Source organism: Klebsiella sp. GL120222-02 (assembly GCF_003097195.1).
GTDB lineage: Bacteria > Pseudomonadota > Gammaproteobacteria > Enterobacterales > Enterobacteriaceae > Klebsiella > Klebsiella variicola.
The window spans coordinates 90,003-104,036 of sequence record NZ_QEQO01000003.1; the positions used below are offsets into that span (position 1 = coordinate 90,003).

The window sequence follows — 14,034 nt, forward strand, 5'->3', positions numbered from 1 at the left end:
AATGGCGGTGAGGCGGGGATTCGAACCCCGGATGCAGCTTTTGACCGCATACTCCCTTAGCAGGGGAGCGCCTTCAGCCTCTCGGCCACCTCACCACACACGCCTCTTTCGAGTGCTTCGAAGAACTTGTTTCTGCTCTTCGTCGCTGCGATGGCGCACATATTACTTTCTGGTACTTATAAGTCAAACACTTTTTCGAGACCTTTTTTCGTTTGCACACTTCGCACGCAATTCGCGTGCAAAAACGGCAAAAAGGGCAATTTATCAACAGGAAATCAGACCTGGCGCTGGCATAACGCCAAACAGCCAAAGCGACAAAGGGTGATGAAAATCGGTATTGCGCAGGGGAAAAAGTGAAAAAGGCAAAAATAACGGCGGTAAGGGATGCGCCTCACTGAACAGCGAGGCGCGGAAACCTTAGTAACTGGACTGCTGGGATTTTTCAGCCTGAATACGCTGGTAGATCTCTTCACGGTGAACAGATACTTCTTTAGGGGCGTTTACGCCAATACGAACCTGGTTACCCTTCACCCCTAAAACTGTCACAGTGACCTCATCTCCAATCATGAGGGTCTCACCAACTCGACGAGTCAGAATCAGCATTCTTTGCTCCTTGAAAGATTAAAAGAGTCGGGTCTCTCGTATCCCGGCATTATCCATCATATAACGCCAAAAAGTAAGCGATGACAAATACCTTGCGGTATAAGGCAGTCATGGCATCACATTCTGTTAAACCTAAGTTTAGCCGATATACACAATTTCAACCCGACTTTATCGTTATCAGTACTTATGACGCAAGGTGCCGTTTCCCCGAGGTTACGGCACCTATACCCGCCATACTTCAAGTTGCCTGTGTGTTGGCTTTCCTCACTCACCCCAGTCACTTACTTGAGTAAGCTCCTGGGGATTCGCTGCGTCGCCGCCTTCCTGCCACTCGAATTATTTAGGGTATAGGCGTTTATAGTTATTACAGTTTTGCGCTGACCCAGCCTTTCACACTGGCTAACGCTGCAGGGAGAGCAGACGCATCGGTACCACCGGCCTGCGCCATATCCGGACGACCGCCCCCTTTACCGCCCACCTGCTGAGCGACCATACCAACCAGCTCCCCTGCCTTCACGCGATCTGTCACATCCTTAGACACACCGGCAATCAGGGAAACTTTACCGTCTGCGACCGTAGCCAACACCACAACCGTCGAACCCAGTTGGTTCTTCAGATCGTCAACCATGGTACGCAGCATCTTCGGCTCCACGCCGGCCAGCTCGCTGACCAGCAGCTTAACGCCGTTAATCTCTTCCGCTTTGCTGGAGAGGTTTGCGCTCTCCTGCGCCGCAGCCTGCTCTTTCAGCTGCTGCAGCTCTTTTTCCAGCTGACGGGTACGCTCCAGCGCGGCGCGAACTTTCTCGCCGAGATTGTGGCTGTCGCCCTTCAGCAGCTGTGCGATATCGCTGAGCTGATCGCTCTGCGCGCGCAGCATGGCTATCGCGCCCTCACCGGTCACCGCTTCGATACGGCGCACGCCAGCGGCGGTACCGGACTCAGACGTGATGCGGAACAGGCCGATATCACCGGTACGCGCCGCGTGAGTCCCGCCGCACAGTTCAGTGGAGAAATCGCCCATCTGCAGCACGCGGACACGGTCATCGTATTTCTCGCCGAACAGCGCCATGGCGCCGGATGCGCGCGCGGCATCGATATCCATAATGTTGGTTTCGATAGCCAGGTTACGACGGATCTGCGCGTTGACCAGATCTTCGACTGCACGGATCTCTTCCGGCTTCATCGCTTCGAAATGCGAGAAGTCAAAGCGCAGCGCTTTATCGTTAACCAGCGAGCCTTTCTGCGCCACATGGGTGCCGAGCACCTGGCGCAGCGCCGCATGCATCAGATGCGTCGCGGAGTGGTTCAGACGGATACGCTGACGGCGAGCCTCGTCCACATCGGCCTGCACCGCGTCGCCCACTTTCAGAGAACCGCTGGCGACTTTACCGATATGACCAATGGCCTGACCGTACTTCTGCGTGTCGCTGACGGCGAAGGAGAAGCCTGCGCCTTTCAGTTCGCCTTTATCGCCCACCTGGCCGCCGGACTCCGCATAGAACGGGGTCTGGTCGAGGATCACCACCGCTTCCTGGCCCGCGCTGACGCTATCCACCGCTTTACCGTCGATAAACAGCGCAGTCACTTTGCCGTTCAGCTCCAGATGATCGTAGCCTTTAAATTCAGAGGCGCCGTCAACGCGGATCATCGCGTTATAGTCAGCGCCGAAACCGCTGGACTCGCGCGCACGGCGGCGCTGCTCTTCCATGGCGGCCTCAAAGCCAGCTTCGTCAACTTTAATGTTGCGTTCGCGGCACACGTCCGCCGTCAGGTCGACCGGGAAGCCGTAGGTGTCGTACAGACGGAAGGCCGTTTCGCCATCCAGCGTGTCGCCTTTCAGCTTCGACAGCTCTTCATCCAGCAGCGCCAGTCCGCGCTCCAGAGTACGGGCGAACTGCTCTTCTTCAGTTTTCAGTACCTGCTCAACCTGAGCCTGCTGCTGTTTCAGTTCTTCACCGGCGGAACCCATCACGGCGATCAGCGGGGCAACCAGTTTCCAGAAGAAGGTGTCCTTCGCGCCCAGCATGTTGCCGTGACGGATCGCACGGCGAATGATGCGACGCAGCACGTAGCCGCGGTTTTCATTCGACGGGATCACGCCGTCAGCAATCAGGAATGCACAGGAGCGAATGTGGTCGGCAATCACACGCAGCGACTTGTTCGTCAGGTCGGTCGCGCCGGTGACTTTCGCCACGCTGGCGATCAGATCGCGGAACAGGTCGATATCATAGTTGGAGTTAACGTGCTGCAGCACGGCGGCAATACGCTCCAGCCCCATACCGGTATCAACGGACGGCTTCGGCAGCGGCTCCATGGTACCGTCAGCCTGACGGTTGAACTGCATGAAGACGATGTTCCAGATCTCGATGTAACGGTCGCCGTCTTCTTCCGGGCTTCCCGGAGGGCCGCCCCAGATGTGATCGCCGTGGTCAAAGAAGATTTCGGTGCACGGGCCGCACGGACCCGTGTCGCCCATCTGCCAGAAGTTATCAGAAGCAAACGGCGCGCCTTTGTTGTCGCCGATGCGGATGATACGCTCGCGCGGAACGCCTACTTCGTTAGCCCAGATGTCGAACGCTTCGTCATCGGTCTCGTAGACGGTAACCCACAGCTTCTCTTTCGGCAGGGCGAACCAGTTTTCACCGGTCAGCAGTTCCCATGCGTATTTGATGGCATCCTGTTTGAAGTAATCGCCAAAGCTGAAGTTGCCCAGCATTTCAAAGAAGGTGTGGTGACGCGCGGTGTAACCGACGTTTTCCAGATCGTTGTGTTTACCACCCGCACGCACGCAACGCTGCGCGGTGGTCGCGCGCGAGTAATTACGTTTGTCGAGGCCAAGGAAGACATCCTTGAACTGGTTCATCCCGGCGTTGGTAAACAGCAGGGTTGGATCGTTGTGCGGTACCAGGGAGCTGCTGGCAACTACCTGATGTCCCTTACTATGGAAAAAGTCGAGAAACGCCTGACGGATCTCAGCGGTGCTCTTGCTCATAATTATCCTGAAATCAAGCTACACGTCATCCTTCAAGTCGCCTCTGTCCTGGCTGCGCTTGCTCTCCCGGCACCGAACTGACGTGCGTTCCAGAAGATGTTCTCTCTTGCCGCCCTGATGCAGCTTGAATGATTTTGTGTATAAGGAATAATCGCCCTGGACGCTGTCTGTACTGTCACAACCAGCGGCCCGACGGAATAAAGTGGGAATAAGATAAGTTTTCTTTACGGCGAAGTAAAATCCCCGATGGGTCAATCTGCAAAATTTCGCCAGATTTCCTGGATATCTTCCATCAGGTAGCCGCGGTAAAGCAGGAATCGCTGAACTTTCACTTTCTCAGTAAAGGCGGAAGGTAACGGTTCGCCGTATTTACGCTGCGCCTGCTCCCTGGCAAGGCTCACCCAGTCGATATCACATTCGCGCATCGCCTGTTCAACGTCCTGGCGGGCAATCCCTTTCTGGCTGAGCTCCTGACGAATGCGCGCCGGACCATAGCCTTTGCGGCTCCGGCTGGCGATGAACTGGCCGACAAAACGGTGATCGTCGAGATAGCGGTTTTCGATACACCAGGCAACCACCTGCTCCAGCTCTTCGGGGGTGACGTCCAGCGCCTCGGGGCCATTTTTGCTCATTACTGGTGCAGCCAGTTTGCGCCGCAGCTCCTGTTCGCTGTGGTCGCGCATGGCCAGAATGCGGATAGCGCGGTCCAGCAGGCGAGCGTAGCCGGAGCGGCGTGATGAAGGTTCAGTCACAGGCACCTCAATAATCTAAGAAATGCAAAAGGGCCGCATAAGCAGCCCTTTATCACTCTGTTAGACGATATTAGAAATCTTGTTCCGTTTCTTCTGCGTCGTTGCCGTCAACGGCGAAGTCCGGCGTAGAGTCCTGGTTGTTGAGCAGCAGTTCGCGAACTTTCTTCTCAATTTCTTTCGCCGCCGCCGGGTTCTCTTTCAGCCAGGTGATCGCGTTCGCTTTACCCTGACCAATTTTGTCGCCGTTGTAGCTGTACCAGGCGCCCGCTTTCTCAATCAGCTTCTCTTTCACGCCCAGGTCAACCAGCTCGCCGAAGAAGTTGATGCCTTCGCCGTAGAGGATCTGGAATTCAGCCTGTTTGAACGGCGCGGCGATCTTGTTCTTCACCACTTTGACGCGGGTTTCGCTGCCGACGACATTGTCGCCCTCTTTCACCGCGCCGATGCGGCGGATGTCCAGACGCACGGAGGCGTAGAACTTCAGCGCGTTGCCGCCGGTGGTGGTTTCCGGGTTACCGAACATTACGCCGATTTTCATACGGATCTGGTTGATGAAGATCAGCAGCGTGTTGGACTGCTTCAGGTTACCCGCCAGCTTACGCATCGCCTGGCTCATCATACGCGCCGCGAGACCCATGTGAGAATCGCCGATTTCGCCTTCGATTTCCGCTTTCGGCGTCAGCGCCGCGACGGAGTCGACGACGATAACGTCAACCGCGCCAGAGCGCGCCAGCGCGTCACAGATTTCCAGCGCCTGTTCACCGGTATCCGGCTGAGAACACAGCAGGTTGTCGATATCCACGCCCAGTTTGCGCGCATAGACCGGGTCCAGCGCGTGTTCGGCATCGATGAACGCACAGGTTTTACCTTCACGCTGCGCTGCGGCGATAACCTGCAGCGTCAGGGTGGTTTTACCGGAAGATTCCGGCCCGTAGATCTCGACGATACGGCCCATTGGCAGACCGCCGGCGCCGAGCGCAATATCCAGAGAAAGCGAGCCGGTGGAGATGGTTTCTACGTCCATAGAACGGTCTTCACCCAGGCGCATGATGGAGCCTTTACCGAATTGCTTTTCGATCTGGCCCAGTGCAGCCGCCAACGCTTTCTGTTTGTTTTCGTCGATCGCCATTGTTACTCCTAATCATGCAGGGTGAAGCGTGTTCGCTTCGCCGTTAATATTTGTTCAGTTGAGGCAATTATACTGTATGGTCATACAGTATCAAGTGTTTTGTAGAAATTGTTGCCAGAGCAGATTGAGCGCATAGGCCGTCGCCTGACGACGCACCGCTTCGCGGTCTCCGGCAAAGCATTCGCGCCGCGTCACGCCTTGCCCGCTCACGCTGGCGACACCAAACCACACCGTGCCGACCGGCTTTTCGTCGCTGCCGCCATCCGGCCCGGCGACGCCGCTAACGGAGATGGCATAGTCCGCGCGCGCCGCGCGCAGTGCGCCGATCGCCATCTCGACCACCACCGGTTCGCTCACTGCACCGTTCTCCCGCAGCGTCGCTTCGCTGACGCCGATCATTTGCGATTTGGCTTCGTTGCTGTAGGTCACAAAACCGCGTTCAAACCACGCTGAGCTGCCGGCAATATCGGTGATCGCTTTCGCTATCCAGCCGCCGGTGCAGGATTCCGCCGTGGTCACCGTCGCACCGCGCGCCTTCAGCGCCCGGCCCACCTTCTCGCTTAGCTGCATTAATTCTGAATCGGTCATTATCGCCCCGCTTTGGTCTGGATAAAGAGGCCATCAAAGATAGCACTTTCCACAGAGATATGGGGACGAGGTGTGGAATTTACGAGGGGACATCCAAAATGAATCATCCCGGCGACGCCGGGATGATAAATCGCACGATTACTTCATGCTGGCAGCGATCAGCGCCACGTTATGACGCATCATTTTCACATAGCTATCCGCGACGCCACCCGGTGCGGAGAGCGCCTCCGGATAGAGTTCGCCCCCCGGCTGGGCGCCTGTCGCGCTGGCGATTTGCTTCACCAGCCGCGGGTCAAGCTGGTTCTCCATAAACCAGGTATGGACGCCATCGGCTTTGATTTGCTTAATCAGCGCCGCCACCTGCGCCGCGCTGGCCTCGCTCTCTGAAGAGAGCCCCTGTGGCGCGAGGAATGTCACATTGTAAGCGCGGCCAAAATAGCCGAAGGCGTCATGGCTGGTCAGGACCTTGCGCTTTGCCAGCGGAATGGCGCTGAACTGCGCTTTCGCCCAGCCGTCGATATTCGTCAACTGCTCGATATAGCGCTTGCCGCTGCTGGTCAACGCCGCTTTATCTTCCGGGTCGGCTTTCACCAGACCATCGAGGATATTCTGCGCATACAACGCGCCGTTCGCCGCGCTGTTCCAGGCGTGGGGATCGGTCACCGTTTTGCCATCCTCATCAAGGGTATGGGTCTTGACGCCTTTCGAGGCCACCACCAGCTCGCCCTTAAAACCAGAGGCCTTAATCAGACGATCCAGCCACCCTTCCAGCCCCAGGCCGTTGACCACCACCACGTCGGCCTTGCTGAGCAGCGCACTATCTTTCGGCGAGGGCTCGAAGGTGTGTGGATCGCCGTCCGGGCCGACCAGCGTATCGACATGGACATGCTCGCCGCCGACCTGCTGCACCATATCACCCAGCACCGAAAAACTGCTTACCACGTTCAGCGTTTTTGCCATCGCCCCCTGCGCCATCAGCCCCAAAGCCAGCGCCACAACCATTGCACTACGTTTCATCATTTCCTTACCCCATCAATTTGCGCCAGCCGATCAGCAGCCGGCTATGCGTGCCAAAAAACAGCGAAATAAAAAACAGCGCGCTGGCGGTCAGCACGATGGCGGGCCCGGCGGGAAGACTGGCCGCCCAGGAGAGACTTAATCCCAGCCAGGCGCAGAGTGCGCCGGAGAGCGCCGCCAGCAGCAGAATGCCCGGCAGCGTTCGCGCCCAGCAGCGCGCGGCAACCGCCGGAAGCATCATCACCCCTACCGCCATCAGCGTGCCGAGTACCTGAAACCCCGCCACCAGATTAAGCACCAGCAGCGCCAGAAACAGTCCATGCAGCAGCGCGGGAAGGCGGGGGTGGTTCACCTGCAGCCAGGCGCTGTCGAACGCCTCGCTGACCAGACCGCGGTAGCACAGCGCAATGCACAGCAGCGTCAGGCTGGCGACGCCGCTGACAAACAGCGCCGCGTCACGATCGACCGCCAGAATAGAGCCAAATAACAGATGCAGGAGGTCGACGCTGGAGCCGCGCAGCGACACCAGGGTGACGCCCAGGGCCAGCGATCCCAGATAAAATCCGGCAAAGCTGGCGTCCTCTTTTAACGGTGTCCGCCGGCTCACCCACCCGGCCACCAGCGCCACCACGATGCCGGCGATGAAGCCGCCCAGGGTCATGGCCAGCAGCGACATGCCGCTCAGCAGATACCCCACCGCCACCCCGGGGAGAATGGCGTGCGACAGCGCATCGCCCATCAGGCTCATACGCCGCAGCAGCAGGAAGACGCCCAGCATGGTGGTGCTCAGCGACAGCGCCAGACACACCACCAGCGCCCGGCGCATAAAACCAAATTCAATAAAAGGCTGAAAGAAGGTGTACCAGATCATGCCGACCTCGCATGACTGAAAGCCGGAAGTACCGCCCGGGTGACGCCCCAGCAGGCGCGTTGGGAAGTCAGCAGCAGCGTCTCGGGGAAAAAGTCGGCCACCCGCTGGTTATCATGCAGCACCGACAGGATGGTCTGCCCCTGCTGATGCATCTCGAGGATCAATTCCATCAGTTCCCGGCAGGTCGCTTCGTCGATGCCGGTGAAGGGCTCGTCGAGCATCACCAGCGGCGCCTGCTGCACCATCACCCGGGCAAACAACATGCGCTGAAACTGGCCGCCGGAGAGCGCCTCAATCGGCGATTTCGCCAGACCCGCCAGCCCGACCCGCTCCAGCACCGCGCTGATACGTCGCCGGGTATCGCCGCCCAGACCGCGTAGCAGCGACACGCCGGGCCATGCGCCCTGACTCACCACATCCTGCACGTTGAGAGGAAACTGCGACTCGAGGGCATGGCGCTGCGCCAGCCAGCCAATCACCGGCCGTTTCCCCTGCCAGCGCAGGCGGCCACTGACCGGTGGTAGAAACCCGGCGAGCGTTTTCAGCAGCGTTGATTTTCCGCAGCCATTGAGGCCAACGATTGCTGTCAGGCTGCCGGGGCATATCATCCCGCTCAACGGTGGGGTGATCGCCACCCCGTCATAGCCAGCGACCAGTTGCTCCAGCTCAATCATGGCAGCGCCACCGCCCACCAGGTCGCTAACCATAGCGCCACCAGCAGCACGCCTGCGATGGTCGCGCGCGTCGCGCCGGAGGCCATAAAAACTGATGTGAACATATTTCACCTCTTTTAATGTTATAACATAACAATACAGAAGCGAAAAAAGAATGTAAATCAGTGTCAGTGGGCAGAAATGTAACAAAGGTCAACAAGAGGCATGCGGGCGGGAAAAAACGAGAGGTTAAGCGCGGCCTCCCCGGCGTCATCCCCCGGTCGCGCTGCGCTTACCGGGGCTAGCAACCGGATACCGCATCGTAGCCCGGATAAAGCGCTGCGTGCCGCTATCCGGGGAGGCGCGGAATCTGTCAGTAACGTAGCCGCAGTGTTACCGATGGGCGACAAGCTGTCATTGAACTCTCCCCCGGTCGCGCTGCGCTTACCGGGGCTAGGCTAGCAACCGGATACCGGACCGTAGCCCGGCTAAGGCGCTACGCGCCGCTATCCGGGGAGGCGCGGAATCTGTCAGTAACGTAGCCGCTGTGTTGCCGATGGGTGACAAGCTGTCATTGAACTCTCCCCCGGTCGCGCTGCGCTTACCGGGGCTAGCAACCGGATACCGGACCGTAGCCCGGATAAGGCGCTGCGCGCCGCTATCCGGGGAGGCGCGGAATCTGTCAGTAACGTAGCCGCAGTGTTGCCGATGGGCGACAAGCTGTCATTGAACTCTCCCCCGGTCGCGCTGCGCTTACCGGGGCTACCAACCGGATACCAGACCGTAGCCCGGATAAGGCGCTGCGCGCCGCTATCCGGGGAGGCGCGGAATCTGTCAGCCGGATGAAAATCAGTACCCGCCGCGGGCCTGCGAAACCGCCAGGCCCAGTTGCCAGACGGCCATCGCGTAGTGGGTGCTGTGGTTATAGCGGGTGATGGTGTAGAAGTTCGGCAGCCCGTACCAGTACTCATAGCCGGTGCCGACATCCAGCCGTAGCAGACTGGCCTGCTGATGGTTACCCAGCGGCTGGGTTGGGGTTAGCCCCGCCGCCGCCAGCTGCGACACGCTGTATTTGGTTTTGAAACCATTCTCCAGCCCCGGCGCCTGGCCCAGCGCCTGCACCGCCACCAGATCGCCGCTCACCCAACCATGCTGTTTGAAGTAGTTGGCCACGCTGCCGATGGCATCCACCGGGTCCCACAGGTTGATATGGCCGTCACCGTTAAAATCGACCGCATACTGCTTATAGGAGGACGGCATAAACTGGCCGTAACCCATCGCCCCGGCGAAAGAGCCTTTCAGATCCAGCGGGTCGTCGCTTTCGCTGCGCGCCATTAACAGGAAGGTTTCCAGCTCCGACGAGAAGTATTCAGCGCGGCGCGGGTAGCTAAATGACAGGGTCGCCAGCGCATCAAGGATACGGGTTTTGCCCATCACCCGGCCCCAGCGAGTCTCCACGCCGATAATGCCGACGATGATTTCCGGCGGCACGCCATAAACCTGATAAGCGCGGTTCAGCGCATCCTGATACTGGTTCCAGAACACTACGCCGTTCTGCACATTATCCGGGGTAATAAACTGTTTCTTGTAGCGCAGCCAGGCGCCGGTCGGCCCGGTCGGCGGCAGGCCGGTCGGCGCCTGACGATCCATCAGCCGCAGGACGTAATCCAGGCGCTTAGCCTGCGACAGGATCTCCTGCAGCTGCTGCCTGTCGAAGCCGTGCTTCGCCACCATCTTATCAATGAACTGCGCCGCCGCCGGGTTGTTGGCGAAGTCGCCGCCCATCTGCATCACGTTATGCTGCGGTTCCAGCAAAAAGCCGCCGGTTCCACTCGCCATCTCCGTTTCCGCGGGGGTCTTGGGTTTGCTGCTGCAGGCAGCGAGGAGCACACAAAGGGGAAGTAAAGCCAGATAGCGACGCTTCAACATGGGAATTCCGTTTAACAAATTCAGCAAGGGATAATTATGGTAAAGCATGCGACGACCAACAAGAAAGCGACAATCCGTTTGTAGACAAAATAGTCCTTCATCGCCCCCTTCCCGGCATGCTGTCATGCGCCTCATCGTTTCATCCTCTTACCCCCAAACTTTCAAAATAAAATATTTATCTTTCATTTTGCGATCCATTTAACACTTTAAAACCTTTCAAAGTGATTAAAATCAGCCTGCAGTTAGCAAGAAAAATAACACGCTGAAGGAGAGAACAATGATTGACGTCGTTACCCACGGCGCGGAGTGGTTTATCGGCCTGTTTCAGAAAGGCGGCGAGGTATTTACCGGCATGGTGACCGGGATCCTCCCCTTACTGATCAGCCTGCTGGTGATCATGAACGCGCTGATCAACTTTATCGGCCAGCAGCGGATCGAAAAACTGGCGCAGCGCTGCGCCGGAAATCCGATCTCCCGCTATCTGCTGTTGCCCTGCATCGGCACCTTCGTTTTTTGTAACCCAATGACCTTAAGTCTCGGCCGCTTTATGCCAGAGAAGTACAAGCCCAGCTATTACGCGGCGGCGTCCTATAGCTGCCACTCAATGAACGGTCTCTTTCCACATATCAACCCCGGCGAGCTGTTTGTTTATCTCGGCATCGCCAACGGCCTCACCACGCTGGGCCTGCCGCTTGGTCCCCTGGCGGTGAGCTATCTGCTGGTTGGGCTGGTGACCAACTTCTTCCGCGGCTGGGTCACCGACCTGACCACCTCTATTTTCGAGAAAAAAATGGCGATTCAGCTTGCCCGGAAAGTGCATCTGTCAGGAGCGACATCATGACCCGCATTCGTATTGAGAAAGGCACCGGCGGCTGGGGCGGCCCGCTTGAGCTCGACGTCGTCGAGGGCAAAAAGATCGTCTATATCACCGCCGGCACCCGCCCGGCGATCGTTGACCGCATCGCCAGCCTGACCGGCTGGCAGGCGGTGGACGGTTTTAAAGAGGGCGAACCGGCGGAAAGCGACATCGGCGTGGCGATTATCGACTGTGGGGGTACCCTGCGCTGCGGGCTCTATCCCAAGCGCCGTATCCCTACGGTGAATATCCATGCCACCGGCAAATCGGGGCCGCTGGCGCAGTATATCGTCGAGGATATTTACGTCTCCGGGGTGAAAGAAGAGAACATCAAACTGCTGGAAGATAGCGGCGAGACGGCAGCGCAACCACTCCCTGCCGCGGGACGCGATTATGACGCCAGCAAAAAGATCACCGAACAGAGCGACGGCCTGCTGGCTAAGGTCGGGATGGGGATGGGATCGGTGGTGGCGGTGCTGTTCCAGGCCGGACGCGACACCATCGACACGGTGCTGAAAACCATTCTGCCGTTTATGGCCTTCGTCTCGGCGCTGATCGGCATCATCATGGCCTCCGGCATCGGCGACTGGATTGCCCATGGCCTGGCGCCGCTTGCCAGCCATCCGCTGGGGCTGGTGACCCTGGCGCTGATCTGCTCCTTCCCGCTGCTGTCGCCGTTTCTCGGCCCCGGCGCCGTTATCGCCCAGGTCATCGGCGTGCTGATCGGCGTCCAGATCGGCCTTGGCAACATTCCACCACACCTCGCCCTGCCCGCGCTGTTTGCCATTAACGCCCAGGCCGCCTGCGATTTTATCCCGGTAGGCCTGTCGCTGGCCGAGGCCCGTCAGGATACCGTGCGCGTCGGCGTGCCGTCGGTGCTGGTCAGCCGCTTCCTCACCGGCGCGCCAACCGTGCTGATCGCGTGGTTCGTTTCCGGATTTATTTACCAGTAAGAGGTTCCTGAAGATGACCGTCATTTACCACACCACCATTACCCGCATCGGCGCCTGCGCGACGATGGCGCTGGAAGAGCAGATGCTGATCACCTTCCGCGAGGGCGCCCCGGCGGATATCGAAGAGTATTGCTTTATTCACAACCACGGCGAGCTTGCCGGCCCCCTGACGCCGGGCGCAGAGCTGCAGCTCGGCGACAGGCGTTATCCGGTGACCGCCGTCGGCGAGGTCGCCGAACAAAACCTGCGCGAGCTGGGCCACATCACCCTGCGCTTCGACGGCCATCGTGAAGCGGAGTTTCCCGGAACCGTTCACGTCGCCGGCCCGGTGCCGGATGCTATCGCGACCGGCTGCGTACTGAAATTTGTTGCTTAGAAGGAGAGAAAGATGAATCAGGTTGCTGTTGTCATTGGTGGCGGACAAACCTTAGGAGAGTTTCTGTGCCGCGGTCTGGCCGCCGAGGGCTACCGCGTGGCGGTGGTCGATATTCAAAGTGAAAAAGCCAGCCGCGTCGCCCAGGAGATCAACGCTGAATATGGCGAAGGCACGGCATACGGCTTCGGCGCCGACGCCACCAGCGAAGCCAGCGTCACTGCCCTGGCTCACGGGGTGGATGAGATTTTCACGCGCGTCGATCTGCTGGTGTACAGCGCCGGGATTGCCAAAGCGGCGTTTATTAGCGACTTTGCGCTGGGGGATTTCGACCGCTCGCTGCAGGTGAACCTGGTGGGCTATTTCCTCTGCGCCCGCGAGTTCTCGCGGCTGATGATCCGCGATGGCATTAAAGGTCGCATCATTCAGATCAACTCGAAGTCCGGCAAAGTGGGCAGTAAGCACAACTCCGGCTACAGCGCGGCGAAGTTCGGCGGCGTCGGGCTGACCCAGTCGCTGGCGCTGGATCTGGCGGAGTACGGTATTACCGTCCATTCGCTGATGCTCGGCAATCTGTTGAAATCGCCGATGTTCCAGTCGCTGCTGCCGCAGTATGCCACCAAGCTCGGCATTGATGAGAGCGAAGTCGAGCAGTACTACATCGATAAGGTGCCGTTGAAACGCGGCTGCGATTACCAGGATGTGCTGAACGTGTTGATGTTTTACGCCAGCCCGCAGGCGTCGTACTGCACCGGGCAGTCAATTAACGTTACCGGCGGCCAGGTGATGTTTTAAAAGGTTCCCGGATGGCGCGGCGCTTATCCGGGCTACAAAAATGTCGGTCGGGTCAGGCGCTAGCCGCCACCCGACAAAAAACGGTACCCGGGTTTTACCCGGTACCCCACCTTCAGGAGACATTATGGTTACCACATTAATCACCGTCGCCGCTATCGCCTGGCTGACTCAGCTGGCTTTCGGCGGCTGGCAAATTCGCCGCTTCAATCGCGCTTTTGATAGCCTTTGCCAGCAGGGCCGCGTTGGCGTCGGCCGTTCCTCCGGGCGCTTTAAACCACGCGCGATTGTCGCTATCGCCGTCGATGAAAACGATCGTATTTGCGATACGCTGTTGATGAAGGGTCTCACCGTCTTCGCCAGCCCGCAAAAAATCCCCACGCTTAGCGGTAAACATCTCAAGGAATTGCAGCCTGATGTGATCTTTCCCAATGATCCGCTCTGTCAGAATGCACTATCATTAGCGCTTAATCCGAAACATGCATAATTTCGTTGTGAAAGTTAATATCTTGCGAAATTATCACTT

At 58.4% G+C, this 14,034-nt stretch carries 14 protein-coding genes and 1 tRNA gene; 5 read left to right on the forward strand and 10 right to left on the reverse strand.

The window, feature by feature from the left end; genetic code table 11:
- Window positions 1-2 precede the first annotated feature (2 nt).
- From N438_RS10320 to mltB, 10 genes are all read right to left on the reverse strand, one after another.
- Window positions 3-95 (reverse strand) — tRNA-Ser (locus tag N438_RS10320).
- 322 nt (window positions 96-417) lie between these two features.
- Complete coding sequence (gene csrA, locus N438_RS10330; RefSeq protein WP_000906486.1) at window positions 418-603, reverse strand: carbon storage regulator CsrA; 186 nt, start codon at window positions 601-603, stop codon at window positions 418-420.
- Window positions 604-967: 364 nt separating this feature from the next.
- Window positions 968-3,595: an alanine--tRNA ligase gene (gene alaS / locus N438_RS10340; protein ID WP_116696274.1), complete on the reverse strand. Its 2,628-nt coding sequence runs from the start codon at window positions 3,593-3,595 to the stop codon at window positions 968-970.
- 251 nt (window positions 3,596-3,846) lie between these two features.
- Entirely contained in the window at window positions 3,847-4,347 is a 501-nt protein-coding gene (recX, locus tag N438_RS10345) for a recombination regulator RecX (protein WP_008806152.1), read from the reverse strand.
- A gap of 70 nt (window positions 4,348-4,417) precedes the next feature.
- A complete protein-coding gene (recA, locus tag N438_RS10350) occupies window positions 4,418-5,476 on the reverse strand; it encodes a recombinase RecA (protein WP_004205686.1) in 1,059 nt (352 codons plus the stop codon).
- Window positions 5,477-5,566: 90 nt separating this feature from the next.
- Complete coding sequence (gene pncC, locus N438_RS10355) at window positions 5,567-6,064, reverse strand: nicotinamide-nucleotide amidase (protein WP_008806153.1); 498 nt, start codon at window positions 6,062-6,064, stop codon at window positions 5,567-5,569.
- Between the two features lie 138 nt (window positions 6,065-6,202).
- On the reverse strand, window positions 6,203-7,081 hold the full coding sequence (locus N438_RS10360) for a metal ABC transporter substrate-binding protein (RefSeq protein ID WP_016161684.1): 879 nt from the start codon (window positions 7,079-7,081) through the stop codon (window positions 6,203-6,205).
- 7 nt (window positions 7,082-7,088) lie between these two features.
- A complete protein-coding gene (locus N438_RS10365; protein ID WP_116696275.1) occupies window positions 7,089-7,952 on the reverse strand; it encodes a metal ABC transporter permease in 864 nt (287 codons plus the stop codon).
- Window positions 7,949-8,659: an ATP-binding cassette domain-containing protein gene (locus tag N438_RS10370; protein WP_165785999.1), complete on the reverse strand. Its 711-nt coding sequence runs from the start codon at window positions 8,657-8,659 to the stop codon at window positions 7,949-7,951. The genes N438_RS10365 and N438_RS10370 overlap by 4 nt, the downstream gene beginning before the upstream one ends.
- A 795-nt stretch (window positions 8,660-9,454) precedes the next feature.
- On the reverse strand, window positions 9,455-10,534 hold the full coding sequence (mltB, locus tag N438_RS10390) for a lytic murein transglycosylase B (protein WP_012540785.1): 1,080 nt from the start codon (window positions 10,532-10,534) through the stop codon (window positions 9,455-9,457).
- A 277-nt stretch (window positions 10,535-10,811) separates the two neighbouring features.
- Between mltB and N438_RS10395 the strand changes: the two genes are divergently transcribed.
- The 5 genes from N438_RS10395 (at window position 10,812) to gutM (ending at window position 13,995) form a co-directional block, all read left to right on the forward strand.
- Entirely contained in the window at window positions 10,812-11,375 is a 564-nt protein-coding gene (locus tag N438_RS10395; protein WP_022065932.1) for a PTS glucitol/sorbitol transporter subunit IIC, read from the forward strand.
- Complete coding sequence (locus N438_RS10400; protein WP_012540783.1) at window positions 11,372-12,343, forward strand: PTS glucitol/sorbitol transporter subunit IIB; 972 nt, start codon at window positions 11,372-11,374, stop codon at window positions 12,341-12,343. Before N438_RS10395 ends, N438_RS10400 begins: the two co-directional genes overlap by 4 nt.
- A 13-nt stretch (window positions 12,344-12,356) precedes the next feature.
- The gene (gene srlB, locus N438_RS10405; protein ID WP_008806160.1) at window positions 12,357-12,719 is read left to right on the forward strand and encodes a PTS glucitol/sorbitol transporter subunit IIA; all 363 of its coding nucleotides are present in this window, start codon (window positions 12,357-12,359) and stop codon (window positions 12,717-12,719) included.
- A gap of 12 nt (window positions 12,720-12,731) precedes the next feature.
- The gene (srlD, locus tag N438_RS10410) at window positions 12,732-13,511 is read left to right on the forward strand and encodes a sorbitol-6-phosphate dehydrogenase (protein ID WP_008806161.1); all 780 of its coding nucleotides are present in this window, start codon (window positions 12,732-12,734) and stop codon (window positions 13,509-13,511) included.
- Window positions 13,512-13,635: 124 nt separating this feature from the next.
- Window positions 13,636-13,995: a transcriptional regulator GutM gene (gene gutM, locus N438_RS10415; protein ID WP_023298118.1), complete on the forward strand. Its 360-nt coding sequence runs from the start codon at window positions 13,636-13,638 to the stop codon at window positions 13,993-13,995.
- The last annotated feature ends 39 nt before the right edge of the window (window positions 13,996-14,034 follow it).